This window comes from Starkeya sp. ORNL1, from assembly GCF_012971745.1.
Lineage (GTDB): Bacteria > Pseudomonadota > Alphaproteobacteria > Rhizobiales > Xanthobacteraceae > Ancylobacter.
The window spans coordinates 2,003,289-2,018,336 of record NZ_CP048834.1; the positions used below are offsets into that span (position 1 = coordinate 2,003,289).

Genomic DNA, 15,048 nt, shown 5'->3' on the forward strand with positions numbered 1-15,048 from the left:
TCGCACCTCAGGATGACGTTGCTTTTGCAACCACCTCATCCTGAGGTGCCCGGCAACGCCGGGCCTCGAAGGATGCTGAAGCAGATGAGCCGCCACCATCACGCCGCCCCCTCGCACTTCAGAATGGTCGGGCCGGCGCCACCGCGCAGCTCGCCGTCGGCGACGCGGAAGTGCTTCGCCTTCAGCCCCACCGCCTCGTCGAACCAGCGCGTGATGTCCGCTTCCACCGATCGGTCGTAGTCGGGCCGCAGCACATGGGTGGTGCCGGCGACGAGATCGACGATCTCGCCCTCCTTCACGATCAGCCGGCCGTTCTTGAAGACGTAGCGCGCCTTGGAGAACATCGCCTCGCGGTCGGCGTCGTCCTTATAGACCACCACATCCCCCACCCCGCCCGGCGCCAGGTGCCCCTTGTCCTTGAGCCCAAGGATGCGGGCGGGGGCGGCGCGGGTGAGAATGGCGATCTCGGCAAGCGAATATTCGCGGGTGATCCCGGCCAGCATGGTGTGCTGCTGCGCCGCCTTGTTGAGCGTCGCCAGCTGGGCGTTGCGGAAATCGCGGTCCATCAAGAGCCGGATCAGATGCGGGTACGTCGTGAACGGCGCGCCATTGGGATGATCCGTGGTCAGGAAGATGCGCCAGGGGTCTTCCACCAGCAGGAACAGCTCCAGCCCGATGGCCCATTGCAGCGCATTGACGAAGGACTTGTCGCGATACTCGAACGGCACCACGCCGCAGGCGGCGTCGAGCTCGATGTCCATGCCGATCGACTTCTTCGGCGAGGCAAGGCCGCGATTGCGGTATTGCGACATGTAGTCGGCGGAGGACGTCACCGTCTGGCCGAACATCACCTGCCCGACATCGACCGAGATGTTCGGACTGGCATTCACCAGTTCGGCGATGCGCGCGGCGCCGGAGGAAAATTTGCGGTCGCCCTCGGTGCCGTAGGAATGGAACTGCAGGTGCGTCAGATGCAGCCGCCGCCCCTCGGTGGCGAGGATGGTGGCGAGCGTGGTGTCGTCATTGCCCGGCACGCCGAGATTGCAGCCGTGCAGGTGGATCGGGTGCGGCACGCCGAGCTCGGTCACGGCGCGGATCAAGGTGAGCAGCACCTGGCGCGGCGTCACCTCGTAATAGGGGTTGGCCTCGTCGAGATCGAGCTTGCGGGCGTTGAACTTGAAGGCGTTGATGCCGCCGGGATTGACGATCTTGATGGCGAAGGCCTGCGTCGCCTCGATCATCCAGCCGACATAGGCATTGATCTGCGCCTGCGGGGCGCCGGCCGCGATCAGCCGCAGGATATAGTCGTCATTGCCCAGCACCAGATAGGCGCCGGTGTCGAGATTGGGGATGTCCGCCATCTCCAGATGCGCGCCGCGCGCATTGGCCCCCAGCATGGCCGGCTCGAACACCGTGGTGTAGCCGAGCTCGGCATAGCGGCAGCCGGTGACGTGCGCGGTCGGCACCGCGCGTCCGCCGCCGCAGCCGCAAAACGCGCCGCGCATCTCCGGATAGGCGCGGCGATCCTCCTGCATCAGCAGGCGGGCGAGGTTCATCTTGCCGCCGGCGATGTGGCTGTGCAGGTCGATGCCGCCGGCCATGACGATATCGCCGTTCAGCGTGTATTCCTGATCGGCGGTCTCGTTGGTCGCCGCGACGATGCGGCCATCCAGTATCTCGACGTCGCGCGCGACCGCATTCTCGCCATTGGCCGGGTCGAGCACGCGCCCACCCTTGAGCCGCAGTCTCATGCAACTCCTCCCGCTATTCGGCGCACAGCCTCGGCGACGCTGGGCAGCGTCGCGACGCGCAAGGCGCCGAGCGGCAGGCTCACAATGGAATCCATGCGGAACACGGTGCCGGCATGGTCGATGCCGGGCGTGCCCACCGGGATGAAGACGTCCGGCGCCTTGTCGAACACCGTCTCGGCATGGCCGATGACAATGGTCTTGCCTTCGAAGGGCGGCGGCGGCTCGGGACGGAACGCCGAAACCCACACCAGCACATCGGCATCCTTGAGCGCCTGCGCGGTGGCGTAGAGTGCCGGGTCGTGCTCGGAGGCGCCGCCGCGTATCGCCGTGCGCAGCGGATAGCCGAGCCGCCACAGCATCAGCTGGTTCAGCCCGATGATGTTGTCGCGCCCGCCGAGCGGGAACACGCCGGCGCGCGTCGTGATGTTCAGCGTGTCGACCAGGGCGGTGGCGCGCTCGGCGACGAGATCGCCATTGCCAAGCTCGGCGCCGTTCCAGGTGACGACCGCATAACGCGCCGCGCTCAAGGCGGCGGCGACAGCGGCGAGATCGGCCAGCGGCACGCCGCCGAAGCTATTCCCCGCCAGCGTGCGCCCGCCGACCAGCGCGGTGAGCGCGACGAGCGCCTCGGGAAGATCGGTTGCCGGCAGGCTCGAGACCTCGGCCCTGGCAAGCTGGCCGCTGGCCCGCGCGCCGGGCGTGCCGCCAAGGAAGATGACCTTGCGTTGTTCGCCGGCAAACAAGGGCGAGTCGGGGAACAGCCGCTCGAACAGCCGGCCGAAGTTCGGCGTCGGATCGCTGCCGACCACGAGCAGCACGTCGCAGCGATTGCGCACCTCGGCGAGTGTGGTCGCCAGCCAGCCGGTGCGCTGGGTCGCGGTGAAGTTGCGGAACAGGCCGATCGAGGCCGCATGGTCGAACACGCCGCCGGTGCCGCCGGCGAGGTCGAGCAGCGCCTGGCCGCCGGCGACGTCGGTGCCGAGCCCGGCGAACAGCGGGGTGCGGGCGGCATTCAGGATGACGCGCGCCTCGTCGAACGCCTCCTGCGCGCTGCACGGCGAGCCGAGCCGGCTGAACAGCGGATCGGCGACGTCCATGCGCCACAGCAGCTTCGCCGCTTCCGGGCAGACCGACCCGGCGGGGCGGATCTCGCGGCCTTCGACCTCGACCTTCAGGTCATCGCAGCCGAGCCCGCAGAAACCGCAGACCACGTCCTCGACGATGTGCTTCCCGGTGTTCGCCATCGGATCAATCATATTTGATGTAGGCGAACCGCATGTCGCCATGCGGCGTGCCTTCCAGCGCGGCGTCGGGTTCCAGCCCCGGCCGCCATGCGACGACTTCCTCGATCTTCTTCGCCAGGGCGAAATCGCGCTCGGTGACGCCCTTGGCATCGTGCGACATCAACCTTACCTCGACCCAGGCATAGGAAGCGGTGATATCCGGATGATGCCACGCCGCCTCGGCCAGATGGCCGACGGTGTTGATCACCATCAAGGTGCCCTTCCAGCTATTGGTCTTGTAGTTGCGGCGGATCCAGCCGTCCTCGAGCCGCCACTTTGGCAGCTCAGCAGCGAGGCGATCCTGGATCTCCTTGTCGGAAAAGGTTTTCTTGCGATCCACCGGCATGGCCTCGCGTCCTCCCTGACCTCATCACGCCCATTCTTGGCGGGGCGCCTTGCACGATTCGGTAGCACGCGCTCCCCGCCCGCCGCAAACCGGGCCCCGTCATCATTTCGGCGCGGCGGCTTGTCGGCGCCTGTTGGCACATACAAGATAGGCATCGAGGAAACGCTCGTGAACAAGACAACGCTCAAAATAGAAGCGGCGTGCGGGGGAGAGGGGGACGCTGCGGTGCGCATCACCGCGCCGGGCCGCCTCCATCTTGGATTCCTCGACCTTGCCGGCACGCTCGGCCGTCGCTTCGGCAGCCTTGGAATCACGCTGGAGCGTCCCGCTACCGTGGTGCGGATGAGCCGCGCCGAGCACCTCGAGGCCACCGGTCCGGACGCCGAGCGGGCGGTCGCGGCGGTCGAAAAAGCCGCACGTCGGCTGGGGCTGAATGCCGGGGTGAAGGTTGTCGTCGAGACCGCCTTGCCCCCGCATTCCGGGCTCGGCTCCGGCACCCAGCTGGGTCTGGCGGTCGCCACCGGCCTCGCTCTGATCGACCGCAAGCCGTTCACGCCGCGCGAGATCGGTGCCGCGCTGGGGCGCGGGGCGCGCTCCTCCATCGGCATCGGCGCCTTCACCGAAGGCGGGGTGATTCTCGATGGTGGGAAAGCGATCGGCGAAGGCGCCGGGGATGCGCCGCCGCCCATCATCTCCCGCCTGCCCTTCCCGGAGCGCTGGCGCATCATCCTGGTCTATGACCACTCCAACCGCGGCCTCTCCGGCCCGGAGGAGACCGCGGCGATGGACGGCCTGCCGCCGTTCGCCGACACGCTGGCCGGCCACATGGCGCGGCTCGCTGTCATGGTCGCGCTGCCGGCCCTCGCCAATGCCGACGTGCGGCATTTCGGCGAAGCGGTGGGAGAAATGCAGAGATTGCTTGGCGACCACTATGCGGGTGCGCAAGGTGGTCGCTATACGAGCCCCGCCGTCGCCGAGGCCATGGACTGGCTGGAGGCGAAGGGCGTAAAGGGTGTAGGCCAGAGTTCCTGGGGCCCCACGGGCTTTGCCATCATCGGCGACCCGGACGAGGCCGAACGACTGACCGGCGAGGCGCGGGCCCGTTTCCAGGCCCAGCCCGCCTTGGCCTTCGAATGCGTGCGCGGCAGTAATGCCGGTGCCCGCATCGAGTGGCTTGCCTGCGTCGAGCAGCGCTAGCGGCGGATTGGCGGAAAGCCCGCGTCGCGTCTTCCGAATCGTCATGGAGAGGCCGCAAGGCCCGCGTCCGCCTGGGAGATCCGTTCATGTCGGATATCGCGCCGATCCTTCACATCATCTCGCCGCTGCGTCATGTCAGCCCGTTCGACGTCAACATGGCGGTGGATGCCGGTTACACGACCATCCTGCCCTACCAGAACGTCAAGCTCGACGAGATGATGGACCTGACGCAGGACATGATGTTCTCGCGCGCACCGTCCCACGCCTCGCGCACCGGCATGTTCATCGGCGGCAAGGATGCGAGCCTCGCGCTCGACATGGCGAAGGAAGCGCGCGGCGCGCTGTTCCCGCCCTTCCAGATCTCCATCTTCGTCGATCCCGCCGGCTCCTTCACCACCGCGGCGGCGATGATCGCCGAGGTCGAGAAGAAGCTGGTCGCCAAGCGCGGCGCCGGGCTGAAGGGCGCCAACCTGCAGGTCTATGGTGCCACCGGCGTGGTCGGCGGCATCGCCGGGGTGATCGCGGCGCAGGCCGGCGCCAATGTCACGCTGGTCAGCCACCGCGACGTCGAGACCGTCCAGCTCAAGGCCGCCGACTTCAAGGTCCGGTTTGGCGTCGATCTTGCAAGTGCCGCGGCGCGCAACGATGAAGAGAAGCGCACTTTGCTACCGCACGCAGAGGTGGTATTGGCGTGCGGCAAAGCAGGTGTGCAGATCCTCACCGCGGAACATCTGGCGAGCGCCAGCCGACTGGCGGTCGCCGCGGATGTCAACGCAGTACCTCCGTCCGGCATCGCCGGGGTCGATGCGCTCGATGACGGCAAGCTGCTTTCCGGCGGCGCGCTGGGCATCGGTGCCTTGACGATCGGTCACCTGAAATACCGCGTGCAGCACGAACTATTGAAGCGTATGCGGTCGACGGAAACCGCGCTCAACATCGGCTTCGAGGATGCCTTCGCCCTTGCCAGGACACTATCCGGGTCGCTCGCAGGCCAGGGAGACACCTGACCTTGTCCTCGTCGGTGTCGCAGCACGTGGACTGGCAGCGGCGGCGCGGCGCGCCGGCCTCGCGCCGATCGTGCTCGACCTGTTCGGCGACGACGACACCCGGCTGCTGGCGTGTGAAGCCATCCCGATCCGCCGGCTCGGCGGCCTCAATTTCGATCCGGACGACCTGTTCGAGCAGCTCGGCCTGCACGCCGCCGGCGAACTCCCCGTCGTGCTCGGCACCGGCTTCGAGCAGGACCCCGACATGGTCGAGCGGATCGGCCGTCAATTCCGCATGGTCGGCAATGGCCGGCAGACCCTTGCCTGGTTGAAGGAGCCCATCGTCTTCATGCGCCTGCTTGCCAACCTCGGCGTTCCCCATCCGGCGGTGTTCACGGGCCCCGCGCCCGCGGGCATGCGCACGCTGGAGAAGCGCATTGGCGGCTCGGGCGGCTGGCACGTGCAGCCGGCAGCGGTGCCGCGCGGCCCCGGCTGGTACGTGCAGGAATATGTCGAGGGCCGCACCGTCTCCGCGCTGTTCCTCGGCAATGGCCGGGACGTGCGCGTCATCGCCTTCTCCGAGCAATGGTGCGAGCCGGCGGAGGATGCGCCGTTCCGCTATGGCGGCGCCGCCGGGCCGATCGCCATCGATTCCGCCATCGCCCGCGAAGTGACGGCGGCTCTGCGCACCATCACCGCCGCCACCAGCCTGTTCGGCCTCGCCAGCGCCGACCTGATGCTCCTCGATGATGGCGGCTGGACGCTGCTGGAGGTCAATCCGCGCCCCGGCGCCACGCTCGACGTGTTCGACCGCGAGCCGCTGCCCCCGCTGTTGCGCCTGCATCTCGATGCCTGCGAGGGCCGGCTGCCGGACCTCGACCTGCTGTTGCCTGATGATGCCGGGCAGGCGCACGCCGCCGCCATCTTCCATGCGCCCGCGCCTTTCGAGGTGCGGCTCGACCCGTTGCCCGACTACGTCGCCGACCGCCCGCCGCAAGGCACGCGGATCGAGACCGGCGAGCCGGTGTGCACCGTCTTCGGCCTCGGCCGCAATGCTGAGGAGGCCCGTCAGCAGGTCTCCGAGCGAACCGTCAGCCTCTGGCGCGCGCTGAGCCGCGCGGACCGGAAGGCGGCGGAATAGGGAGCGACGCCCCATGACCGCATCTACCGATACCACCACCATCCCGGCCGGCCCTCCCCTCACCGACCGCCGTCCCAGCGTCTCGGCGCTCGCCGAGCCCCTGGTCGAAGCTCTGGTGCGCGACGCCGCCGCGCTCAGGCTCGACGTGACGCGCACCGCCTCCGGCGCCCGCATCATCGATGCCGGCATCACGGCGCGCGGCGGCATCGAGGCCGGGCGGCGCATCGCCGAGATCTGCCTCGGCGGGCTCGGCCGGGTCGAGGTCGGCACCAATGCGCGCTTCCCGCGCTGGGGCACCGTGCTCACCGTCTCCACCTCCGATCCGGTGCTGGCCTGCCTCGGCAGCCAATATGCCGGCTGGAGTCTGGCGGAAGGCGATTTCTTCGCGCTCGGCTCCGGGCCGGGGCGCGCGCTGTGGGCCAAGGAGACGCTGTTCGGAGAGCTCGGCTATCACGACCATCATGAGCGCGCCTGCCTGGTGCTGGAGGTCGACCGCGCGCCGCCGGAAACACTGGTCGCCCGCGTCGCCGCCGATTGCGGCGTGGACCCCTCCAATCTGACCCTCATCCTCACCCCCACCACCAGCCTTGCCGGCACCGCGCAGATCGTCGCCCGGGTGCTGGAAGTGGCGCTGCACAAGACGCACACGCTGCATTTCCCGCTGGAGCATATCGTCGACGGCATCGGCTCCTCGCCGCTGCCGCCGCCGGCGCCCGACTTCGTCGCCGCGATGGGCCGCACCAATGACGCCACGCTCTATGGCGGCGACGTGCAGCTGTTCGTCGACGGTCCGGAGGACGATGCGCGCGCGCTGGCGGAGGGCCTGCCCTCCTCGACCTCGCGCGACCATGGGCGCACCTTCGCCGAGATCTTCACCGCCTACAAAGGCGACTTCTATGCCATGGACCCGATGCTGTTCTCCCCGGCGCGGGTGACGGTGACGGCGCTGACCACCGGTCGCAGCTTCACCTTCGGCGCCTTCCACGAGGAGATACTGGAACGCTCGTTTGCATGAGCAAAAGCCGCGCATGAGCCGACATGACGATACCGTCGTCGTCTTCACCGAGGACGCCGACTGGCACACCCGTAACCTCACCCGTGCGCTGGAGCGCGAGGGCCTGCACGTGCTGGTGCGCTCGCTGAACGATTGCGGCTTCGCCATCGGCGAGACCCCGCACGGCCTGCTGATCCCCGGGCTCGACGGCGCGCTGCCCGCCGCCGCCTTCGTCCGCATCATCGCCAAGGGCTCGACCGAGCAGATCACCGCCCGGCTCGGCCTGCTGCATGCGCTGCGCGAGCTGGGGGTGAAGGTGATGAACGACGCCCGCGCCATCGAGCGCTGCGTCGACAAGAGCATGACCAGCTTCCTCATCGCCAAAGCCGGCCTGCCGACGCCGCGCACCTTTGTCGGCGAGCGCCGCGCGGCGATGCAGGCGCTGATCGACGCCGCCCCGACCGACACCGTGCTGAAACCGCTGTTCGGCGCGCAGGGCAAGGGCATCAAGCGGATCGCCCCGCGCGCGGCGCTGCCGGAGCCGGACCAGGTCGGCGGGGTGTATTACCTCCAGGAATTCGTCGAGGGCGCCTCGCCAAATGGGCTCTACCAGGATTGGCGGGTGTTCGTGATCGGCGGCAAGGCGGTAGCGGCGATGATCCGCCAGTCCGAGCGCTGGATCACCAATATCCACCAGGGCGCTGTCGGCGCCCCCGCCCCGCTCGACCACGCGGCGTACGACATCGCGGTGCGGGCCACCGCCGCGGTCGGCGCCGATTATGCCGGGGTCGACCTGATCGAGAATGCACGTGGCGAATTCATGGTGCTGGAGGTGAACTCGATGCCGGCCTGGAAGGGCTTGCAGCGTGCCACCGGCATCAATGTCGCCGCCGGCATGGCACGGCATCTGGCCAAGTGCCTGACCGTTCCGGCCGCATGAAACCATCCGCGATCGAGGCCGCCTTCCGCGCCGCCTGCCTCGCCGAGCTCGATGCGCTGAAAGCCGGCAATGTGCACCGGCACAGCGGCGGCCACGGCATGGAGGTGGCGCATTTCGAGGCGGCGGCCGCTGCCGCGGCGCCCGAGATCGCGCGGCCGGGAGCACGGGTCGGAGCACGGATCGAGGCGGCGGTGCGCGCCTCGTTTGCCGCGACCGGGCTCAACACCAATCTCGGCATCGTACTGCTGTGCGCACCGCTGGCCGCAGCGGCCGAGGCTGGCGGCGACTTGCGCACCGCTCTGGCCGGGGTGCTGGACGGCCTCGATGTCGAGGATGCCCGCGCCGCCTACCGCGCCATCGCGCTCGCCAATCCGGGCGGGCTGGGGCGGGCCGAGGAGCACGACGTTCAGGAGGAACCGCGCATCGGGCTGCGCGACGCCATGGCGCTCGCCGCCGCCCGCGACCGCATCGCCCGGCAATATGCCAGCGGCTTCGCCGATGTCTGGGGCATCGGCCTCGCCCGGCTTGCCGAGCTGGTCGACACCGAGCCGGAGGCGCAGGCGGAGGCGGTGCATCTCGCCTTCATGTCGGCCTTTCCGGACAGCCACATCGCCCGGAAGTTCGGCGAGGACATCGCGGAAGGCGTGCGCGCCCAGGCGGAGGCGGTGGCGCGCACCGTGGCGTGGTCGGCCCCGGCCGCGGCGCGCCATCCCCCGCTGGCGGCGTTCGACGCCTCCCTGAAGGCCCGCGGGCTGAACCCGGGGACGAGTGCGGATCTCACGGTGGCAACGCTGTTTGCGGGGCGGTTGGGCGGGCGCTCTGCTTGAGCATCCTTCGAGGCCGGCCGTTGGGCGGCACCTCGGGATGAGGTTCATCTTAAAGAACGACCTCATCCTGAGGTGCCCGGCAAAGCCGGCCTCGAAGGATGCTGAAGCAGAGCGCCCCTCACCCGAACCGCGCCAGCACCTCGCGCCCGACCCGCCCGTCATGCAGCGCGCTCGCCAGCAGCACCCCGGCGATGCCCATCGTCTCCAGCCGCTCCAGATCCTCTGCTCCGCGCACCCCGCCGGCCGCATAGATCCGCCGCGCACCGGCCTTCTCCTGCACCTCGGCGAGCCGGGCGAAGTCCGGCCCATTCCCCGCGCCGACGCGGGCCAGCGTCATAACGATCACCTGCTGCGGCCAGAGCGCGGCGGTGGCGTGCAACGCCGCCGGCCCCAGCGCACCGTCCGCATCATTGTCGAGCGACAGGATCGCCTCCCCAGCCAGTGCCGCCCGCGCCGCATCCATGTCGGAAAGCGTCTCGCTGCCGACCACGCGGCGCCCGCCCACGCGCGCCGTCCCGGCATCGACCCAGATGTCCAGGCCCGGAAAACGCGCCCCAAGCGCCGCGATCACGGAACCATGCCCCCCCGTGCCGCGTATGGCATCAAGGTCCGCCACGTACAGCGTGCGGAATGGCGCCAGGTCGAGCAAGGCGCCGGCAATGTCGAGCGGGTCGGCGCCGGGACAGAGCGGCGTCTCGATCGGCCGATAGGCCGCACGTTGGCCACGGCGGGCATGGACCACCACCCCTCCCATGAGGTCGAGGACAGGTATAAGTTCCAGCCTCTTCGGCCCTTTAGACGGAATTTCGCGTGCCATGCAGGTCTTCGTGATCGAAACGGTGACGGGCGGCGGCCTCAGCGGCAAGACGCTGCCGGACGCCCTGATAGACGAGGGAATGCTGATGCGCGATGCCCTCATCGGCGATCTCGAGGATCTGCCGGGCGTGCGCGTCGTCACGACGCACGATCCGCGGGTGCCGCCACCGGCCCGCGGCCACTCGGTGCCAATCAATGACGGCGACGACCCGCTGGCGGTCTGGGCGAACCTTGCCGGGCAATCGCATTGCTCCTGGCCGATCGCGCCGGAGAGCGGCGGCGAGTTGGCGCGCCTCGTGGAACGCCTCGCCGCCACCGGCACGCGCGTCATCGGCCCCGACCTCGCCACGGTGCGGCTCTGCTCCTCCAAGCGCGCGACCGGCGCGGCGCTCGCCGCCGCCGGCATCAGGACGGTGACGAGCTATCCGGCCGACCGCGTGCCGGCCGATCTCGCGCCGCCCGTGGTGCTGAAGCCGGATGACGGCGCCGGCTGCATCGAGACCTATCTGCTCGACCGGATCCCCGACGACATCGCCGGCCGCGCCGGCTTCATCGTCGAACCCTTCATCGACGGCGAGGCGGCAAGCCTCACTTTGCTGTGCCGCGCCGGCCGCGCCCATGTGCTGGCCGCCAGCCGGCAGAACATCGTGCGGCTTGGCGACAGGCTCGATTTCGCCGGCGTCGAAGTCGGCGGCATCACGATCACCGACGAATTGCGCGCGCTGGCGGATCGCATCCACGACGCGCTGCCCGGCCTCTCCGGCATTGTCGGCGTCGATTATGTGGCGACGCCCGACGGACCAGTGGTGATCGAGGTCAATCCGCGCCTCACCACCTCCTATGCGGGGCTGCGCCGTTCACTCGGTGTCAATCCCGCCGCCTTCGTCTCCGAGCTGATCCGCGACGGCGCCGTGCCGGACCTGCCGCCAATGCCGCTCGCCCTGCCGGTCGAGGTGGTGCTGTGAGCGGGGCCCCCAAAGGCGATGTCGCGAGGCTGGGCTGGGATGTCGGCGGCGCCCATGTGAAGGTCGCGGCCTTCGGCGCTGATGGCCGGCTGAAAACCGTGCGCATGCTGCCCTGCCCGGTGTGGCGCGGCGCCGAGCACCTCACCGCCGCGCTCAAGGTGATGCGCGGCGAGTTCCCGCCCAATGTGCCGTCCGCCGTCACCATGACCGCCGAACTCGCGGACCTGTGGCCCGACCGTCCGGCCGGCGTCGTCGGCACCACCGCACTGCTGATGCGCGAGCTCGGCGCCTCGCAGCTGGTGCTGTTCGCCGGGCCGGAAGGCTTCGTGCGGCCGGAGGAGGCCGGCGCCCACACCGCCACCATCGCCTCCGCCAACTGGTACGCCACCGCGGCCGTGCTGGCACATCTCATCCCCGCCGGCCTGCTCATCGATATCGGCTCGACCACCTCCGACCTCATCCCGTTCCGCGACGGGCGGGTCGGCGCGCGCGGATTCTCGGACGCCGAGCGGCTGGCCAATAACGAGCTGATCTACACCGGCGCCGCCCGCACCCCGGTGATGGCACTGGCGCGCGCCGCGCCGTTCAATGGCCGCTGGCTGCCCCTGATGGCCGAACTCTATGCCACCACCGCCGATGTCCACCGCCTCACCGGCGACCTGCCTGAGAAGGCCGACCTGCACCCCGCCGCCGACAATGGGCCGAAGACCATCGAGGCCAGCGCCCGGCGGCTGCTGCGCATGGTCGGGCAGGACCTGACGGCAGGTGGCGAGGCCAGGGCGGTGGCGCTGGCCCGGCATTTCGCCGGGGTGCAGTTGCACCAGCTCGACGGCGCGCTCGACTGCGTCATCTCCGGGCTGGACGAGCCGCCGGAGCTGATCGTCGGCGCCGGCGTCGGCCGCTTCATCGCCCGCAAGCTCGCCGAGCGGCGCGGCATGGCCTTCCTCGACCTCGCCGACGTGCTCACCGACGACCCGGCGCTGAGCTCCGATGCCGCGGATTGTGCACCCGCGGTCGCGGTCGGGCTGTTGTCAGCGGCCCTCAGTCCGGGCTAGAGCCCGCCTACGCATTTCCTTCGGAGTCCCCATGTCCGACCGTATCTTCCTTCGTGGCATCGAGCTTTTCGCCTATCACGGGCTCTATGCCGAGGAGGCCAAGCTCGGCCAGCGCTTCATCGTCGATATCGACTGGTGGCTCGATGCGCACCCCGCCGCCGAGCATGACGACTATGAGGAGACGGTCGGCTACGACAAGGTGTTCGAGATGGTCACCAAGGTCTCCGCCGACCGCCGCTATCACATCATCGAGGCCTTCGCCGAGGCCATCGCCGAGGCGGTGCTGGCCCGCTTCCAGCGCGTCGAGAAGGTGCGCGTCGAAGTGCACAAGCCGAATGCGCCGATCCCCGGCGTGTTCCGCGATGTCGGGGTGGAGATCATCCGGACGCGGCAGGGGTGAGCGGCACTCCTTGCCCCCTCTCCCCGTCGGGGAGAGGGTTGGGGTGAGGGGTCTCGCGCAGCAAGCCATTCAGGCAGGCAATTTCTTCTTTCGCGGGGACCGTCCCACCCCCTCACCCGGATCGCTGGGGCGATCCGACCTCTCCCCCCCGGGGAGAGGTGAAGAAACCTTCTTCTTCCCTACCTTCGCTCCCGCCGCCGCCAGCGGCCTGGGCAGGAACTCCGCGCCGCGCTGCGCCAGGAAATCGCTGAGCGCGGCGGCGGGCGGGGTCAGGCGCTTGGCGGAGCGCTTCACCACGAACCATTGCCGCACCACCGGCAAGCCCTCGACGTCGAGCGCCACCAGCCGCCCGTCGCCGATCTCGGCAGCCACGGTGTGCGCCGAGATGAAGGAGAGGCCGAGCCCGGCCATCACCGCCTGCTTGATGGTCTCGTTGGAGCCGATCTCCATGCCGATGCGCGCCGCCACGCCGGCCTCCTGGAAGAAGCGCTCCATCAGCGTGCGCGTACCCGAGCCCGGCTCGCGCACCAGGAAGGTGTAGCCGGCAAGATCCGCCGGGCTGACGCGCCGTCCCGCCAGCGGATGGCCGGCGGGTGCGACGATTATGTGCGGATGGTCGCCGATCGGGCTCTGCTCCACCTCGATGTCGAGCGGCGGCCGTCCCATGATGGCGACGTCGATGGCATCGCCCCTGAGCGCGGCGATGATGTCCTCGCGATTGCCGACCACCAGCGCGACCTCGATGCCCGGATGCGAGCGGGCAAAGGCACCCAGGGCACCGGGTGCGAAATACTTCGCGGTGGAGACGATGCCGACCGAGACACGCCCGGCATTCAGGCCCTTCATGGCATCGAGCGCGGCGCCGCAATCGGCCAGCGCGCGCTCGATTCGCGCCACCGCGGCAAGCACTTCGCGGCCCGCATCGCTCGGCTGGAAGCGGTCGCCGGCGCGGTCGAGCAGCGGCAGCTCCATCTGGTCTTCCAGCAATTGCACCTGCATCGTCACCGCCGGCGCGGTGACGTTCAGTATCTTTGCCGCGCCGGTGACGGTGCCGGCATGGATGACGGCGGCGAAGGCGCGCAATTGCTTGAGCGTGACGTTGCGCATGGCGGCCTCCCGGGGGTGTCGAGCTGTCGTATTCAGCTTTTCTGAATGCTCATGAAAGAATATTCGAATTTGCTTACGCCAACAAGTCAGGCAAGCTTGCATCAATAACAGGCGTCCGCCGCTTCGGGTCACCCCACTCGAAGGCTTTACGGAAACGACACGCCAGAAGGTCTCCAAGACCTCTCACATAAACCGGGGAAACGCCGTGACACGCACATCGCTGCAGGACCACCTCTCGAGGTGGGCCGGAGCCGATCCTCTGCGTCAGGGGATCGAGTCCGCCATCACATCGCTGGCGGAAGCCGGCATTGCCATTTCCGAGCTCGTCGCTGCCGGCGCGCTGGCCGGTGAACTCGCCGCCGTGCGCGGCCATCACCAGGACGGTGACAGCCAGAAGGAGCTCGACGCCATCGCCGATCGCATGGTGGCGGAAGCGCTCGCCAATGCGCCGGTGGCGCTGCTCGGCTCCGAGGAGGCCGAGGAAGCCCTCGTGCTCGACCCCGCCGGCACGCTTGCCGTCGCGGTCGATCCGCTCGACGGGTCGTCGAACATCGACACCAATGTCACCGTCGGCACCATCTTCTCGATCCTGCCGTACAACGGCCCGCACGCGCTGCTGCAGAAGGGCTCGGCGCAGCTCGCCGCCGGCTTCCTGCTCTACGGGCCGCAGACCGCCCTGGTGCTCACCGTCGGCGAGGGCACGCATATCTTCGTGCTCGACCGCGACACCGGCACGCTACTATTGGCCAAGGAGCGGGTCGTCGTTCCCGCCGAGACCGCGGAATACGCCATCAACGGCTCCAATGCCCGGCATTGGGAAGCGCCGATCCGGCACTATGTCGGCGATTGCCTCGAAGGCGCCGAAGGCCCGCGCGGCAAGGATTTCAACACCCGCTGGATCGCCTCCATGGTGGCGGAGGCCTTCCGCATCCTGATCCGCGGCGGCGTCTATCTCTATCCGGGCGATGCGCGCAAGGGCTACACCCATGGCCGACTGCGGCTGATCTATGAGGCCAATCCGGTTGCCTTCCTGATGACGCAGGCGGACGGCGCGGCGACCGACGGCACGCAGCCGATCCTCGACATCGTCCCCTCAAGCCTGCACCAGCGCGTGCCGCTGGTGTTCGGCTCGAAGTCCGAGGTCGAGCGCGTCGCGCGCTACCACCAGGATCCACTTCACCGTTCGGAGCGCTCGCCGTTGTTCGGCCGGCGCGGCCTGCTCAGGGCATAGGGAGGCGGC

At 69.1% G+C, this 15,048-nt stretch carries 15 protein-coding genes; 10 read left to right on the plus strand and 5 right to left on the minus strand.

Annotated features, from left to right (window positions below):
• Positions 1–98 precede the first annotated feature (98 nt).
• The 3 genes from G3545_RS09760 to G3545_RS09770 are packed head-to-tail and all read right to left on the minus strand — an operon-like array spanning position 99 to position 3,380.
• Entirely contained in the window at positions 99–1,751 is a 1,653-nt protein-coding gene (locus tag G3545_RS09760; RefSeq protein WP_170012032.1) for a formylmethanofuran dehydrogenase subunit A, read from the minus strand.
• Positions 1,748–2,995, minus strand: a complete 1,248-nt coding sequence (locus G3545_RS09765; protein WP_170012034.1) for a formylmethanofuran dehydrogenase — start codon at positions 2,993–2,995, stop codon at positions 1,748–1,750. Before G3545_RS09765 ends, G3545_RS09760 begins: the two co-directional genes overlap by 4 nt.
• Before the next feature lie 4 nt (positions 2,996–2,999).
• On the minus strand, positions 3,000–3,380 hold the full coding sequence (locus tag G3545_RS09770) for a 4a-hydroxytetrahydrobiopterin dehydratase (protein ID WP_170012036.1): 381 nt from the start codon (positions 3,378–3,380) through the stop codon (positions 3,000–3,002).
• A gap of 168 nt (positions 3,381–3,548) precedes the next feature.
• Between G3545_RS09770 and G3545_RS09775 the strand changes: the two genes are divergently transcribed.
• The 6 genes from G3545_RS09775 to G3545_RS09800 all read left to right on the plus strand — a co-directional run bounded on the left by G3545_RS09775 (position 3,549) and on the right by G3545_RS09800 (position 9,465).
• A complete protein-coding gene (locus G3545_RS09775) occupies positions 3,549–4,577 on the plus strand; it encodes a beta-ribofuranosylaminobenzene 5'-phosphate synthase family protein (RefSeq protein WP_246702758.1) in 1,029 nt (342 codons plus the stop codon).
• A gap of 86 nt (positions 4,578–4,663) precedes the next feature.
• Positions 4,664–5,584 carry an NAD(P)-dependent methylenetetrahydromethanopterin dehydrogenase gene (locus tag G3545_RS09780; RefSeq protein ID WP_170012038.1) on the plus strand — a complete coding sequence of 307 codons (921 nt, stop codon included), beginning with the start codon at positions 4,664–4,666 and terminating at the stop codon, positions 5,582–5,584.
• A complete protein-coding gene (locus G3545_RS09785) occupies positions 5,538–6,704 on the plus strand; it encodes an ATP-grasp domain-containing protein (RefSeq protein WP_246702759.1) in 1,167 nt (388 codons plus the stop codon). Before G3545_RS09780 ends, G3545_RS09785 begins: the two co-directional genes overlap by 47 nt.
• 13 nt (positions 6,705–6,717) lie before the next feature.
• On the plus strand, positions 6,718–7,719 hold the full coding sequence (gene mch / locus G3545_RS09790; RefSeq protein WP_170012042.1) for a methenyltetrahydromethanopterin cyclohydrolase: 1,002 nt from the start codon (positions 6,718–6,720) through the stop codon (positions 7,717–7,719).
• A gap of 13 nt (positions 7,720–7,732) precedes the next feature.
• Positions 7,733–8,638 (plus strand): RimK family alpha-L-glutamate ligase, encoded by a 906-nt coding sequence (locus tag G3545_RS09795; protein ID WP_170012044.1) that lies wholly within the window; start codon positions 7,733–7,735, stop codon positions 8,636–8,638.
• Complete coding sequence (locus tag G3545_RS09800) at positions 8,635–9,465, plus strand: triphosphoribosyl-dephospho-CoA synthase (RefSeq protein WP_170012046.1); 831 nt, start codon at positions 8,635–8,637, stop codon at positions 9,463–9,465. The genes G3545_RS09795 and G3545_RS09800 overlap by 4 nt, the downstream gene beginning before the upstream one ends.
• Before the next feature lie 118 nt (positions 9,466–9,583).
• On the opposite strand, the gene G3545_RS09805 is transcribed toward G3545_RS09800, so the two are convergent.
• The gene (locus tag G3545_RS09805; protein ID WP_246702760.1) at positions 9,584–10,282 is read right to left on the minus strand and encodes a HisA/HisF-related TIM barrel protein; all 699 of its coding nucleotides are present in this window, start codon (positions 10,280–10,282) and stop codon (positions 9,584–9,586) included.
• Between G3545_RS09805 and G3545_RS09810 the strand changes: the two genes are divergently transcribed.
• From G3545_RS09810 to folB, 3 genes are read left to right on the plus strand one after another with little or no spacing between them, the layout of a single operon-like run.
• The gene (locus tag G3545_RS09810) at positions 10,281–11,246 is read left to right on the plus strand and encodes an ATP-grasp domain-containing protein (RefSeq protein WP_170012048.1); all 966 of its coding nucleotides are present in this window, start codon (positions 10,281–10,283) and stop codon (positions 11,244–11,246) included. The genes G3545_RS09805 and G3545_RS09810 overlap by 2 nt on opposite strands.
• Positions 11,243–12,301, plus strand: a complete 1,059-nt coding sequence (locus tag G3545_RS09815) for a hydantoinase/oxoprolinase family protein (protein WP_170012051.1) — start codon at positions 11,243–11,245, stop codon at positions 12,299–12,301. The genes G3545_RS09810 and G3545_RS09815 overlap by 4 nt, the downstream gene beginning before the upstream one ends.
• Positions 12,302–12,332: 31 nt before the next feature.
• The gene (folB, locus tag G3545_RS09820) at positions 12,333–12,701 is read left to right on the plus strand and encodes a dihydroneopterin aldolase (RefSeq protein WP_170012052.1); all 369 of its coding nucleotides are present in this window, start codon (positions 12,333–12,335) and stop codon (positions 12,699–12,701) included.
• Positions 12,702–12,770: 69 nt separating this feature from the next.
• Here the strand turns inward: folB and G3545_RS09825 are convergent, their stop codons facing one another.
• Positions 12,771–13,808, minus strand: coding sequence for a LysR family transcriptional regulator (locus G3545_RS09825; protein WP_170012054.1), 1,038 nt, complete (start codon positions 13,806–13,808; stop codon positions 12,771–12,773).
• 205 nt (positions 13,809–14,013) lie between these two features.
• Here G3545_RS09825 and G3545_RS09830 point away from each other — a divergent pair, with 205 nt between their 5' ends.
• Positions 14,014–15,039 (plus strand): class 1 fructose-bisphosphatase, encoded by a 1,026-nt coding sequence (locus G3545_RS09830; RefSeq protein WP_170012056.1) that lies wholly within the window; start codon positions 14,014–14,016, stop codon positions 15,037–15,039.
• Positions 15,040–15,048 lie beyond the last annotated feature (9 nt).